Source organism: Phenylobacterium sp. (assembly GCF_016124325.1).
Lineage (GTDB): Bacteria > Pseudomonadota > Alphaproteobacteria > Caulobacterales > Caulobacteraceae > Phenylobacterium.
Genome location: NZ_WGNY01000006.1, coordinates 116,155 through 128,982, shown reverse-complemented (window position 1 = coordinate 128,982; position 12,828 = coordinate 116,155). Strand labels below are relative to the sequence as shown.

The following is a 12,828-nucleotide window of genomic DNA, read 5'->3' as shown; positions in this document are numbered from 1 at the left end:
GTCCGCGGCCGGGCCGCGAAGCGATCATAAGGAGCGCCCCCTGAGCACGAAAGGCCGAACGGTCGCAATCGCCCTTGGCGGCATGCTGGTTTTGGGGGCTCCCGCGGTCGCCGACGACGGATGCGGCGGCGCGCACGCCCCAGGCGACGTCAAACTGACCGTCCAGGTGAACGGCGTGCGTCCCGCGGTCGGGGAGGTGGCCATCACCGTCTATCCCGACGACAAGCGCCGGTTCCTGGCCCGTGGCGGCAAGTACGCCCGCCAGCGCGTGAAGGCGGCCGCCTCGGTCCGGGCCTGCTTCTGGGTCCCGCCGGCCGGCTACGCCGTGGCCGTCTATCACGACGCCAACGGCGACCATAACTTCGCCCGTACGTTGGTCGGACTGCCGGACGAGGGCTTCGGCTTCTCGAACGATCCGGAGACGCGGGTCGGCCTGCCGCCGCTGTCGGCGGTCCGCTTCATGGTTGGCCGCAACGACCGCTCGATCGCCGTGCAGATGCGCTATCTGCGCTAGACCGCCTCAGGCGGCGTGCTTTCCTAACCGCCCGGGCGTGGGTATCAGGGCGCATGGACTGGCGAAGAGGCGCGCAGGGTTTTGCAGACGACGGCAGTAGGGACTCCGACTGGCCTGATCCTGGGCTCGGGCGACGTCCGCCTTTGGGGCATGACGGCGCGTGAGCGCCTGCGCCGCACATTCGCGCGCGCCGGCGTCGCGGTGGTCGACGGGCCGCCAGCCGCCGGGACCGTTGTGTTGGCCCTGGCCGGATGGGTGTTCGACGAATCCCTCATCGCAGCCCTGGTGAAGCGCCCGGGCGCGCTGCTCGTCGCCGAGGACGGAACGCCGGTCGCCGTCCATGTCGAGGCCAACCGGGTCACCGAGGCGGCCGCCGCGCTTGAACGCGGCGAGGAGCCGGCGGGCCTGGAACGCCTGTCGCTGGGCGATCTCGCCTACAACGCCGCCCTGCGCAAGCGCGAGCCGCCCGTGCTGGTCCGCCTGACGCCGGAGAACGTCCGCGCCGTCGAGGCCCGCACCTTCGCGGGGTCGTACAAGGGCGTCACCGACCTCGTCACCAAGTACTGGTGGCCCAGGCCCGCACGGATCGTCACCCGTTGGTGCGCCGTCGCAGGACTTCGGCCCAACCACGTGACTTTCATCGGCTTTCTGTTCGTCCTGGCCGCCTTCTGGCTGTTCTGGCGCGGCCAGTTCGGGCTGGGGTTGGTCTGCGCCTGGATCATGACTTTCCTCGACACCGTCGACGGCAAGCTGGCGCGCGTGACCCTCACCTCGTCCGCCATCGGCAACATCTTCGACCACGGCATCGACCTTGTGCATCCGCCGTTCTGGTGGTGGGCTTGGTACGTGGGTTGTTTCGGGGTCGCCGTCGCGCCCGACCTGGCGGGGCTTTCGCTGGCGGTGATCCTGGCCGGCTATGTGCTGCAGCGGGCAGAGGAGGGCGTGTTCATGCGCCGCTTCGGCTTCCACATCCATTCGTGGCGGCCGTTCGACAGCTTCTTCCGCCTGATCACGGCGCGGCGGAATCCCAATCTCCTGATCCTGACGCCGGCCTGGGCCATCGGCCTTCCAAAGGCCGGCTTTTACCTCGTGGCGCTCTGGACCGCGATTTCCCTGGTGGTCCATGCCGTCCAGCTGGCGCAGGCGTTCGCCATGCCGCGAGCGCGGGTCGTCTCCTGGCTTTCGCTTTGATCCGCGCGGGGGTCATTCGCAATCGCAGAAGTCACCGCAATCGGCGCGCGTTCCCGGCGCCGATACCAGACGACGTGCTCGACGTGCTGGCCGAGCAGGAGGGCGAGCTGTTCGGGGGCCTGCGCCACATGGCCGCCGAGGGCGTCGACCTGCTGATCATCGACGGCGGCGACGGCACCGTGCGCGAGGTGCTGACCCGTCTCCCCGAGGCCTTCGGCGGCCGCATTCCGCGCCTGGCCCTGGTGCCGAACGGCAAGACCAACGCCCTGGCGCTCGATCTCGGCGTTCCGCTGGGGACGACGCTCGACGCGATTCTCGCGGCGGCCCGCGCCGGCAAGCGGCCGAAGCGCCGTCACTGCCTGGAGGTGTGCCGGCCCGGCCTGGCCCTGCCCGAGCGCCGCGGCTTCCTGTTCGGCCTGGGCGCCTTCGTGAAGGCCACCGAGCTGGCGCAGCGCAACCACGACCGCGGCTTTTTCGACAACGCGGCGATCGGCGTCACCCTGGCCGGCGCCGTCCTCCACACACTGTTCGGAGGGCCCAACGATCCGTGGCGCCGGGGCGAGCCCGTCAGGGCCGGCTTCGATCCCGATGGGCCGCGGGCGCGCTTCCTCGTGCTGGCCTCGACGCTGAAGCGCTTGCCCTTGGGCCTGAAGCCCTTCGGTCCGCCGCACGAGGGCCTGAAGGTGCTGTCGGTCGAGGCTCCGCCGCGCCGACTGATCAAGGCGTTGCCCGTGGTGCTGTCGGGACGCGACGAGCCCTGGCTGGCGTCGAGCGGCTATCGGCGCGACGATCTGACGGAGCTCGGCCTGGATTTCCCCGGCGACTTCGTCCTGGACGGCGAGGTGTTCGAGGGCGGAGACCTGTCGGTGAGGCAGGGGCCTGAACTGGAGTTCGTGATCCCGTGAGCGGAGAGCTTCGAGCGCGGATCGAGGCCGAACTGGCCAGTCCGGCGCCGGCCGCCGTGCGCGCCCTGGCCGCGAGCCTGGCAGACCCCGCCAACGATGCGGCGATCCTCTACTACGGCTCCACGCTGCGGACCGGCGATCTCGCCGGCGTGCTCGACTTCTACCGCCTGACCCGTCGGCCGCACCGCAAGGGCTTTCGCGGCCTCGCAGAGCGCATCCTGTGGCCCGAGGTCAGCTACCACGAGGCGGCCGGGCTCAAGGCCAAGGTGGCGACCCTGCCGCTGTCGGTCTTCCGCCGCGCCGCCGAGGGCCGCACGCTCGACACCACGATCTGGGCCCGCTTCGTACAGCCGGCGCAGCGGGTCTGGAGCGCCGACGAGGCCTGCGCCGCGGCCGCGACCGAGGCGGTGAGCGCCGCCGTCGCCACCGCCGCGCGCTTCGCCGCGGCGCTGGGGCCGGCGTCCGGGCCGGCCGAAGCCTATTGGCAGGCCCTGTTCCGGCGCACCTACGCGGCCGAATTCCGCATGGAGACCACCGACCGGGCCGACACGGTGATCGGGGCGGCGGCCGATCGCTATGCGGAGATTCTGCCCCTGGCCTGGTCGGCCGCCGGCGTCACCTATGCGTGCGACGGCGGCGTGCTTCGTCCTTCGAAGGCGGGGCTTCCAGGGTGGACCGCGCCCAACCTGCTGGGCAAGCCGCTCAATGTCGCGCGGATCCTGAAGGCGGCCTTCACCTTCGACGGCGCGGCGCGCTACGCCGCCTACAAGGTCGCGCGGCACACGGGCGTGGAGCTCGAGGTGACACCCTTCCGCGAGCGCCACCCGTTCCTGGCGGCGCCCGGCGCATGGCTGGAGCTAAGGCGTCGCCAGCTTCGGCGACCGTCGTCGCGCGCCGACTTGAGAGATTGAAGCCTTCCTCTCGCAGCCGGGCCGCGCCCCCGACTGCGGAAGGCTTCAGGCCGAGACGCGGCGGGCGCGGGCCAGCAGCCCGAACTCCTGACCCAGCTGCTCGAAGACGGCCAGCACGGCGTCGATCTGTTCGGGCGTGTGAGCGGCGCTGACGCTGGAGCGCAGCAGCGACTTGTTTTCGGGCGTGGCCGGCGGGATCGCCAGGTTGAGGTAGATGCCGTTGGCCAGCAGGGCGTTCCACATCATCACCGCGGTGGCCTGGTCGGGCATCACGACGGCGGTGATCGGGCTGGCGTGCGGGCCGACCGCATAGCCCATGTTGCGCAGGCCGTCGTAAAGCCGGTCGGCGTTGGCGGCGAGGCGCACGCGGAGCTCCTTGTCGGTCTCCAGGCGCTCCAGCGCGGTGAGGGTCGATGCGATCACGGCCGGCGGCAGCGAGGCGGTGAACATGTACGGCCGGCTGACGATACGCAGCAGATCGAAGTTGTCTTCGTCGGAGACGAGGAAGCCGCCCACGGCCCCCAGGCTCTTGGAGAAGGTGCCGACGATGAAGTCGACGTCGGCTTCGACGCCAGCCGCCTCGGCCAGGCCGCGCCCCTTCTCGCCCAGGACCCCCATCGAGTGGGCCTCGTCCACGAGCAGGTAGGCGCCGGCCTCCTTCTTGATCTCGACCATCTCCTTCAGCGGCGCCACGTCGCCGATCATGGAGTAGATGCCCTCGACCACGATCAGGCTGCCCTTGGCCGCGTCGCCCATGCGGCGCAGGCGCTTGGCCAGATCCTCGGGGTCGTTGTGGCGGAAGCGGATGACCTCGGCGCCCGACAGCTTGGCGGCGTCGTAGATCGAGGCGTGGCTGTCGGCGTCCAGGATCAGATGGTCGCCGCGGCCGACGAGGCCCGATATCCCGCCAAGGTTCGCCTGGTAGCCGGTGGTGAACACCATGGCGTGCTTGCGGCCGTAGAAGCGCGCCAGCGCCTGCTCCAGCGCGGTGTGGCCGGAGAAGGTGCCGTTGGCGAATCGCGAGCCGGTGGTGCCCGTGCCCCATTCGCGCACGGCCTGCGCCGAGGCTTCGATGCAGGCAGGGTCGAAGGTCAGGCCCAGATAGTTGTTGGTGCCCAGCAGGATGACCTTGCGGCCGCCCAGCATGCCTTCGGTTGGCGAGAGCACCGCGTCGAATCGGACGGACGACGGGTCGGCCCCGGCCGCGCGAATGCCATCCAACGGGGCGCGATAGCCCAGGTGCTTGTCGAGAAGCCCCATTCTTAAGCCTTCATCCGCAGCTTGTTGATCAGATCGGAGAGGTCGCCCACCGTTTGGACCGTTGCAAGGCGATCCAGCGGTATCGAGATGTCGAAGCGATCCTCCAGCTCCATAACGATATTCATCAGGGCGAGGGAATCGACGGCGAGGTCTCGGGCGATGTCGGTTTCGGGGGTGACCTGGACACTACGGCCCAGGACCGTTTCGGCGGCCCGCGCGACTTCCCGGACGGTCAGATCCGTCGCCAGTTCCACCATACTTGAGCCCCCCATCGGCTCGTCACGCAGTTTAAGCAAGCGGCGTACCTAAGCATGTCCGCCCCGGAATTCCACTGCGCGATAAAATCCGGGTCACAAAACCGCAGCTAATGTTTCATCCATGCCGCACTGCGGTACCACGCCACGGTGTCGTAGAAGCCCTTTTCGAGATCGTACAATACCAAGGGCGCATCGTCCGGCCGTTCTTCCGGCGAGACTGCCCAATTCGGGTGCAGCAATTCGCGCGTCTTGGCCGAGGTCAACATCGGCGTCGCCCCTAGAAACCGAATGAAATCATTTGTGATTCCCACGGCTCGCACCAGAGCCTTCGGAACGGGCGCGAAGCGTGGCTCGCGCCCGCACGCGCGCGCCGCCTCGGCCATGAGGTCGCGCCAGGAATAGCCCTCGGGGCGATCGTCCGTCAGAGCGACGACGTGGCCTTTCGGAGGGCGTGCGGCCAGGGCGGCGACCTGCCGCGCGGCGTCCTCGACGTGGATCATCGCCACCCTGGCGTCGGGGGCGAGAAGCGGCAGGATGGGGCTGACCGCGGCGGCCTGGAACACGGGCAGCAGTTCGCGGTCGCCGGGACCATAGATGGCGCAGGGCCGCGCGACGGTGAGCCGTCCGCCCAGCGCCTCGGCCATCGCCGCCTCGCCGGCCGCCTTGCTGGCGCTGTAGTGGGACAGGTGCGGCTCGCGCGCCGTGAGGCTCGACACCAGCACCACATGCGGCGTGTCGGCCGCGGCGTCGGCGACGCGTCGGGCGCCCGCAGCATTGACCGCGAAGAAGGCCGCCCGGCTTCTCGCCTTCACCAGTCCGGCGCCGTGGATCACGACGTCGGCGCCGCCGCAGAGCCGTCGCAGCGCGTCCTCGTCGTCGAGGTCTCCGGGGATCACTTCCGGCGCGTCGGGGCCCCAGAGCGGCGCGGCCGGGTCGCGCCGCGAGAGCACGCGGACCCGCCAGCCGTCGGCGGTCAAAGCGTGCACGATCCGCCGGCCCAGGAAGCCCGTGGCCCCCGTGATCGCGGCCAGGCGGGCGGTCAGGCCGGCACCTCCTGGCGGAACGCGCCGGCGAGGAACAGCGCGCGCGCCTTCGAGCGGCTGAGCTTGCCGGACGAGGTCTGAGGCAGGGCGTGCGCGCCGACCAGCTCGACGCGGGCCTCCACGCCGTGGCGGGCGCGCAGCAGGGCGGCCACGTCGTCGGTGAGGGCCTGGCGGGTCTCGGGATCGCTGCTGCGGGCCTGCACCAGCACGACCAGCTCCTCGCCCGCCTCCTCGTCGATCGAGAAGGCCGCGACATCGCCGCTGCGCAGCCGCTCGATCTCGCTTTCGGCCGTCCATTCCAGGTCTTGCGGCCACACGTTGCGGCCGTTCAGCAGAATCAGGTCCTTGGCGCGGCCCGTGGGCACGATCTCGCCGTCGACTAGGTAGCCCAGGTCGCCCGTGTCGAGCCATCCGTCGGCGCTCAGCACGCGGGCCGAAGCGTCGGGTTCGCCGAAATAGCCCCGCATCAGGCTAGGGCCGCGGACGAAGATCCGTCCCACCAGGCCCTCGCCGAGCGGGGCGCCGGACTCGTCGCGGACCTCCAGCTCGTGCTCGGGCAACACGGGGCCGCAGCGCACGAAGTCGCGGGTGCGTCCCTCGGCGCCGGGTGCGACGACGCCGTCGCGCTCCATCCGGGCCACGTCGACCGTGTCGGTGGTGAGGCCGCGGTCCAGGGGCGCCATGGTCAGCGCCAGGGTGGCTTCGGCCATGCCGTAGCTCGCCACGAATGCGCGGTCGCTGAAGCCCGCGGCGGCATAGCGTTCGGCGAACGCCAGCAGCGGTCCGGAGCGCACCATGTCGCCGCCGCAGCCGGCGGCCCGCCACGCGGAGAGGTCGAGCCCTTCGCGCGTCCCGTCGCCGCGCCGGGCGCAGAGTTCGTAGCCAAACGTCGGGCTGTAGGAGACGGTGGCGCGGTTCTTCGAGATCAGGTCCAGCCAGAGGAGCGGCCGGCGCACGAACGCGCCCGTGGGCATCAGGTCGACGGTCATCTGCGCCGCCAGCGGGCTGAGCAGGAAGCCGACCAGGCCCATGTCGTGATAGAGCGGCAGCCAGGAGAACGCCCGGTCTTCCGGGGTCACCTGCAGCCCGTGGCAGGTAATGGCGAAGGTGTTCGCCATCAGCGCGCGGTGCGTGCAGAGCACGCCGGTCGGGTTGCGCGTGCTGCCCGACGAAAATTGGACGTAGCAGGGGTCGTCCGGCTCGGGCGCCGGGAGGTCCGCAGCCGGGGCCTCGGGCAGCGCGCCGACGGTGGCTGCGATCCGCGCCCCACCGGCCGTTGCGGCGTCCTGCAGCCAGGGCAGCAGACTCTCGGGCCCGAACACCGCCGCGGCCTTCGCCGATGCCAGCATCCGGCCGATCTGTTCCACATAGGCTTCGCGTCCGCCCAGCGGGGCGGGCAGGGGGAGCGGCGCCGGTGTCAGGCGTGCGTACTGGCAGGCGAAGAACGCGGTCACGAAGTCGGCGTCGGTCTCGGCGACCAGCCCCACGCGGTCGCCAGGCTCGAGGCCAAGCGCCAGCAGCCGCGCGGCCATGGCCCGGGCCCGTCCGCGCAGGTCGGCATAAGGGATGGCTTCCACCAGCTCGCCGCGAAGGCCGTAGAGGTTCACGCCCGTCGGGCCGTTGGCGGCGAAGTCCAGCGCCTCGGTCAGGGTGGCGAAGCCGCCGAGGCGGAACGGCCGATCCGGGGCGGTCGCAGTCGGTGTCAAACGTCGTCTTCCAATCGTTGCGGGGGCGCTGGCTCCTGGGAAACCGTCACCGCCCGCCGATTCCCATTCTCTCTGAGGATGAACCACAGCATCCCCAGGGCAAGGGCCGCGGCGGCGGCGCCGAGGCCGGCGCCCGCGCCTATAAGGCCGAACCGCTCCACAAGGAAGGGCAGAACGGCAAGGAAGGCGATGCTGACCGCCAGACGCACCTTCACCGAAGCTCCCGGCTTGCCGAGGGAAATCAGCATCGGTTCGAGGGGAAGGGCGAAGACGCCGATCACGGCCGCGGCGACTTGCCACGTCATGATCGCGCCGGCGGGCGCGAAGGCTTCGCCAAGAACCAGGGTGAGGAGGCCGGGTCCCGCAGCGGCGCTCACCGCCAGCAGGACCGCCCCGAACCCGCCGGCCATCAGGCCGACGTTGCGGGCCAGCCGCCACATGGTGGCCTGGCGGTTCTCGGCCTGAAGCCGGGCCAGTTCGGGATAGAGCGCCGGCGTGAGCAGCTTGGCGGGCTTGGCTATGGCGTCGGCCACCTGCCGGCCGATGCGCCAGAAGGCGGCCTGGGTCGGGCCGATCAGGCCGCCGACGATCAGGGTCACCAGATGGGTGAACGCCACGTCGAGGGTCGACGCCAGGTTGGTGTTCCAGGCGAAGCGCCAGACGCCGGGCATTCCATCGGCCAGCGGCCCCTTCCACGAGAAGCCGGCCAGCAGTCCGCGGCGGCGTAGCTCGCCGAAAGCGGAGCCGGCGAGGTAGAGCCATGCGCCGGCCGTGCCCGCGGCCCAGGCCACGAGGAAGCCGTGGAGCGTCGGCGAGACCACCAGCGCGACGACCCCGACCGCCACACGAATCGCCGAAAGCAGCGCCGCCTGGCGCGCCAGCACGTCGAACCGGTCGAACAGGCGCAGCAGGCCTAGCGGCGTCGCCGACACCATGAAGATGATCGAGATCATGTAGACCGCCGCCGTCGGCGCCTGGCCGGCGCCCCAACCCAGGCGGTCGGCGAACAGGATCGCGCCCGCCACCCCGAGGGCCACCGCCAGCACGGCGCTGCCCAGGTCGAGCAGCAGGCTGAGACGCAGGACCCGCTGGAAGTCGCGCGTGCGGCCTTCGGCCAGCGGTCGCGCGCCGTAGTGCAGCACCGTCTGCCAGGACTGGAATTCCACCACGTCGCCGAGGAACTGGGCGAAGGCCTGGATCAGCACCAGCACGCCCAGCGTCGAGGCGCCGAGCGCGCGGGCGGCGATCGCCATGTAGGCCAGACCGAGCACGGCGTTCACCGCGCGCCCGCCGAGCAGCATGCCAGCGTTGGTCACCACCCGGCGCAGGATCGGCCGCATGCCGCCGGCGTCACTCGCCTGGGGTGCGCTCATGGGGGCCTTTCCTCGTCCGCCGTCCCCGCACGGCGGCGGCCCTGACTAACCGCAGCCGTCCGTCGCGCCAAGTCGGGGGCGCCGCCGAACGCCTCCGCGCGGGCGTCCATCACGTAGGATCAGGCGTGGAGTCTGCTTGCCGCCCCGCCCGGTCGGCGCATTGTAGGGACCGAATATGTTGCCTGGAGGATCCATGCGTCGCGCGCTCGCCGGTCTGGCCGCCGCAGTCCTGACCGCCGCCGCGGTCCCCGCCCACGCCGAAATCCGGGCGCTGATCGTGGCGGTCTCGAAGTACCAGGACCCGATCCCCACGCTTGAGGGCACGCCCAACGACGCGGCGGCGCTGAAGACCCTGTTGGTCGAGCAGGGCGCGAAGGACATCGTCTCGCTCACCGATGGACAGGCCACGCGCACCACCATCCGCGCAGCGCTGCACGATCTGGGCAAGCGCGCCAAGCCGGGCGACTGGGTGATCTTCTACTACGCCGGCCATGGCGCGCAGGCGAAGTCGACGGATCCGACCGAGACCGACGGCCTCGACGAATTCCTGCCGCTCGCCAAGTTCAGCGTCACCAAGCCGGACCCAGAGCAGTTCGTGCTCGACAACGATCTGCACGGCTGGCTGATGAACTTCTTCCCGACCAGCGTGAACGTCCTGCAGATCGCCGACGCCTGTCACTCGGGAACCATGAACCGAGCCGTCACGGGCAGCGTGTTCAAGCGCCGCACGCTGGACAATCCCCTGGCCATCTCCCTGCCGCCCGCGCCGCCCGACCCGATGGCCGTGGCGCCTTCCGCCGGCGATCCGCCCAACCTTGTCTATGTGGGCGCCGCCCAGGACGACCAGTTCGCGCTCGAAGGGCCGCTGCCGCGGGGCGACTCGCCGAACCGGGGCCTCCTGACCTATGCGCTGGAGGGCGTGCTCACCGAGCGGCGGCCCAACGGCCACCTGACGGCCGACCAGAACGACGACGGTAGGCTGTCGCTGGCGGAGATGACCTCCAGCCTGGAGACACGGACGCGCGAACTGTCGAGCACCCAGCAGTGGTCCAGCGCCGACGTGCCGCCCGCCAATGAACGCACCGTCGTCTTCCAGCCGCTGAAGCCGCCGCCGCCGGACGATCGGCCCGTGGAGGTGAAGGCCGCCGACGACAAGGCCGCCGACGCCCTGGCCGGGCGAGGCCCCTGGGCCTCGATCCCGCGCGGGACCCCCGATCTCACCTGGTCGGCCGAAGAGGGCTGGGTGAAGGACTCCCGCGGCGACCGAGTGGCCGAAGGCCTGACCAGCGCCGAGCAACTGACCGGCGTGATCGAGAAGCGCCAGGCGATCAGCGATCTCTCGGGCTCGGCGAACGAGCGGGTGATCAAGGTGCAGATCGGCCCCCGCCCAGCGGGCCAGCTCTACAAGAACGGCGAGAACGTCGACCTTGTCGTGGTCCATGAAGGGGAGGCCGCCTATCTCACGGCCTTCAACCTGGCCGGCGACGGCACCGTGCAGATGCTCTATCCGCTGGATGGCGACGGCGACGGGCGGATGGCCGCCGGCAAGGCGCGCGTGGTGCTGGCCCGGACCAAGGCCGCGCGTCCGTTCGGCGTGGACAACGTCGTCGCTATCGCCACCCCGACCGAACCCAAGCTGCTGCGCGGCGCGCTGGGCCGGATCGACGGCAAGCGCCAGCCCCTGGTCGCGTCGGGCGCCGTCCGCGACGAGCTGGATCAGGCGAAGGGCCGTGCGGCCATGTCGCTGGGCGAGCTCTACACCGGCCCCTGATCGGGCGAGGGGAGGCCTCAGAGCAGCCGGGCGGCGGCCAGGCGGGCCACGGCCTGCACGCGGTTCACGGCGCCCAGCTTGCGGCGCGCGTTGTCCATGTGGAAGCGCACGGTGCTCTCCGACACGCCCAGGATCACCGAGATCTCCCAGTCCGACTTGCCCTCGGCCACCCACGCAGCCACGTCGCGTTCACGGGCGGTCAGCCGCACCTCGTGCTCGTCGCCGGGCGGAGCGGCGAACTCCATCAGCCGTTCGGTGAGCATGAGGCCCGAGAGCTGGATCGCCAGGGCCTCGTCCGGCGCGAAGTCGGGCTCGCGGAAACCCAGGTGCAAGGACGTCACCGTCCGATAGCGGCCGTAGGAGGTGGCGCAGAGCGCGTCGCCGATCCCGGCCTCGCCCATCGCTTCCCAATAGGCGCCGAAGCGAGCGTCCTCCCGGGGCGCGAAGTCGCTGAACCGGTAGCGGGTCTGTCCGCCGCGGATGGGCTCCAGCAGCGGGTTGTTCTCGAAGCAGACGTAGTCGAAGGCCGCCGCGCCTGCCCGCCAGGTCTCCGGCGCGATGCGGCGCACCACCCCGCCCGCGGCGAAGTGGCTGGCTGACGTCAGCGCCGAGACCGGCAGCTGGTAGATGCGGGTCTGCAGATAGGACGCGCCCAGATCGGCCAGGCTGGCGAAGAACGCATCGCTCGCCGCCTCCGCCGTGTCGGCCGAAAACGCTGGAGCGACGAAATCGAGCGCGCGCGTCAACACGGCACAGCCCCCCCGAATTTACCGCAACGGTAGCAAGGCCCGGGCCCTTCGATAAGCGGAAGGGGTCAACCTCCCGGATTCGAGAGGCGTCAGGCGCCTCGGAATTCCTCAGAATTCTCTCCGTTCGGCTGCGCGTGAGGCGCGGCGTCCCGCAGCAGTTGACGGAGTAGGATCATGAATTCGTTCTTTGAACCGCGTAGGCGGTTCGGAGGGGTGGCGGCGGCGGCTGCGTTGGCCGTCGCGAGCCTGTTTGGAACCGCTGGTTCGGCGTCGGCCGCCAGCTACTACCAGAACTACCTCGTTCGGCCGGCTTACGACATTTCCTCCATCGTCCTCTACCAGAAGACGGAAACCGGAGGCGGCACGACCAACAGCTTCGACGTCTTAGCGCCCGAAACGCTGATCACCGATCCCTTCGTGAAGCTGGATCCGATCACGGGCACCTATTTTCTGGGCGTCAGCACCCTAGGCTCCCAGGACGAAGAGCCCGCCAACCACCTCGTGCTGGCGTTCAACGACAGCTTCGCATCGGGAATCGTCACCGGCGGCCTCGACTTTGCGGACATCTTCAGCGGCTTCGACGAGAGCAGCCTCATCGGCGCGCTGCTCACTCTGAGCAGTTCGGAATCGAGCGAGCTGGCGATCGAGAACGCCTCCGACCTGATCTTCAATTTCTCCGATGCGGTCACCGACCTCGGCGGGCTCTTCGGATCGGTCGACACCTTCAGCCTGGTGTCGTTCTCAGCGGGGTCGGACGCCGGCGCCGGCTATTCGTACACGACGAGCGTCGGCGGGGTTCCGGAGCCTGACGCGTGGGCGCTCATGATCCTGGGCTTCGTCGGCGCGGGCGCTGTCTTGCGCCGCCGCCGCGCCACCAGCTGCGCGATGGCCTGAGGTCATCCGCGTAGTCCCTGCGGTGGGCGGGCCCGTGTCGCCCGCCCGCCGCAGGCGCATTTCGCCGCGCTCCAAGACGCGCCTTGCAATGGGCGCGATTTTGCGTATTTTCCGCGCCCTCGCCGCCGGGCCCTCGCGGGCCCGGAGCCGGGACGGGTGTATAGCTCAGTTGGTAGAGCAGCTGACTCTTAATCAGCGGGTCCAAGGTTCGAATCCTTGTACACCCACCATTCTTCTCCAGACGATTTCAGCCT

The 12,828-nt window shown here is 70.3% G+C and carries 12 protein-coding genes and 1 tRNA gene; 7 read left to right on the top strand and 6 right to left on the bottom strand.

Annotated elements, in window-relative coordinates; genetic code table 11:
- Positions 1-82 precede the first annotated feature (82 nt).
- From GC203_RS02500 to GC203_RS02485, 4 genes are all read left to right on the top strand, one after another.
- Positions 83-514, top strand: coding sequence for a DUF2141 domain-containing protein (locus GC203_RS02500; RefSeq protein WP_293450994.1), 432 nt, complete (start codon positions 83-85; stop codon positions 512-514).
- 150 nt (positions 515-664) lie between these two features.
- Complete coding sequence (locus tag GC203_RS02495) at positions 665-1,705, top strand: CDP-alcohol phosphatidyltransferase family protein (protein WP_293450992.1); 1,041 nt, start codon at positions 665-667, stop codon at positions 1,703-1,705.
- 74 nt (positions 1,706-1,779) lie between these two features.
- Positions 1,780-2,610 carry a diacylglycerol kinase family protein gene (locus tag GC203_RS02490; RefSeq protein ID WP_293450990.1) on the top strand — a complete coding sequence of 277 codons (831 nt, stop codon included), beginning with the start codon at positions 1,780-1,782 and terminating at the stop codon, positions 2,608-2,610.
- Positions 2,607-3,521, top strand: coding sequence for a hypothetical protein (locus GC203_RS02485; RefSeq protein ID WP_293450988.1), 915 nt, complete (start codon positions 2,607-2,609; stop codon positions 3,519-3,521). The genes GC203_RS02490 and GC203_RS02485 overlap by 4 nt, the downstream gene beginning before the upstream one ends.
- A gap of 45 nt (positions 3,522-3,566) precedes the next feature.
- On the opposite strand, the gene GC203_RS02480 is transcribed toward GC203_RS02485, so the two are convergent.
- The 5 genes from GC203_RS02480 to GC203_RS02460 form a co-directional block, all read right to left on the bottom strand.
- On the bottom strand, positions 3,567-4,781 hold the full coding sequence (locus tag GC203_RS02480) for a pyridoxal phosphate-dependent aminotransferase family protein (protein ID WP_293450986.1): 1,215 nt from the start codon (positions 4,779-4,781) through the stop codon (positions 3,567-3,569).
- Between the two features lie 2 nt (positions 4,782-4,783).
- Complete coding sequence (locus GC203_RS02475; RefSeq protein WP_293451232.1) at positions 4,784-5,035, bottom strand: acyl carrier protein; 252 nt, start codon at positions 5,033-5,035, stop codon at positions 4,784-4,786.
- 110 nt (positions 5,036-5,145) lie between these two features.
- Positions 5,146-6,060 (bottom strand): SDR family NAD(P)-dependent oxidoreductase, encoded by a 915-nt coding sequence (locus tag GC203_RS02470; protein ID WP_293451230.1) that lies wholly within the window; start codon positions 6,058-6,060, stop codon positions 5,146-5,148.
- A 17-nt stretch (positions 6,061-6,077) separates the two neighbouring features.
- Positions 6,078-7,787 carry a fatty acyl-AMP ligase gene (locus GC203_RS02465; protein WP_293450984.1) on the bottom strand — a complete coding sequence of 570 codons (1,710 nt, stop codon included), beginning with the start codon at positions 7,785-7,787 and terminating at the stop codon, positions 6,078-6,080.
- Positions 7,784-9,160 (bottom strand): lipopolysaccharide biosynthesis protein, encoded by a 1,377-nt coding sequence (locus tag GC203_RS02460; RefSeq protein WP_293450982.1) that lies wholly within the window; start codon positions 9,158-9,160, stop codon positions 7,784-7,786. The genes GC203_RS02465 and GC203_RS02460 overlap by 4 nt, the downstream gene beginning before the upstream one ends.
- 193 nt (positions 9,161-9,353) lie before the next feature.
- Here GC203_RS02460 and GC203_RS02455 point away from each other — a divergent pair, with 193 nt between their 5' ends.
- Positions 9,354-10,931, top strand: a complete 1,578-nt coding sequence (locus GC203_RS02455) for a caspase family protein (RefSeq protein ID WP_293450980.1) — start codon at positions 9,354-9,356, stop codon at positions 10,929-10,931.
- Positions 10,932-10,948: 17 nt separating this feature from the next.
- Here GC203_RS02455 and GC203_RS02450 read toward each other — a convergent pair whose 3' ends face one another.
- Positions 10,949-11,680, bottom strand: a complete 732-nt coding sequence (locus GC203_RS02450; RefSeq protein WP_293450978.1) for a LuxR family transcriptional regulator — start codon at positions 11,678-11,680, stop codon at positions 10,949-10,951.
- Positions 11,681-11,911: 231 nt separating this feature from the next.
- Between GC203_RS02450 and GC203_RS02445 the strand changes: the two genes are divergently transcribed.
- Positions 11,912-12,574 carry a PEPxxWA-CTERM sorting domain-containing protein gene (locus GC203_RS02445; protein ID WP_293450976.1) on the top strand — a complete coding sequence of 221 codons (663 nt, stop codon included), beginning with the start codon at positions 11,912-11,914 and terminating at the stop codon, positions 12,572-12,574.
- 154 nt (positions 12,575-12,728) lie between these two features.
- Positions 12,729-12,804 (top strand) — tRNA-Lys (locus GC203_RS02440).
- Positions 12,805-12,828 lie beyond the last annotated feature (24 nt).

Excerpts from the sequence above, each read along its gene's own strand:
- GC203_RS02495 (WP_293450992.1), top strand. The coding sequence starts at position 665 with ATGACGGCGCGTGAGCGCCTGCGCCGCACATTCGCGCGCGCCGGCGTC.
- GC203_RS02480 (WP_293450986.1), bottom strand. The coding sequence starts at position 4,781 with ATGGGGCTTCTCGACAAGCACCTGGGCTATCGCGCCCCGTTGGATGGC.
- GC203_RS02500 (WP_293450994.1), top strand. The coding sequence starts at position 83 with ATGCTGGTTTTGGGGGCTCCCGCGGTCGCCGACGACGGATGCGGCGGC.
- GC203_RS02455 (WP_293450980.1), top strand. The coding sequence starts at position 9,354 with ATGCGTCGCGCGCTCGCCGGTCTGGCCGCCGCAGTCCTGACCGCCGCC.
- GC203_RS02460 (WP_293450982.1), bottom strand. The coding sequence starts at position 9,160 with ATGAGCGCACCCCAGGCGAGTGACGCCGGCGGCATGCGGCCGATCCTG.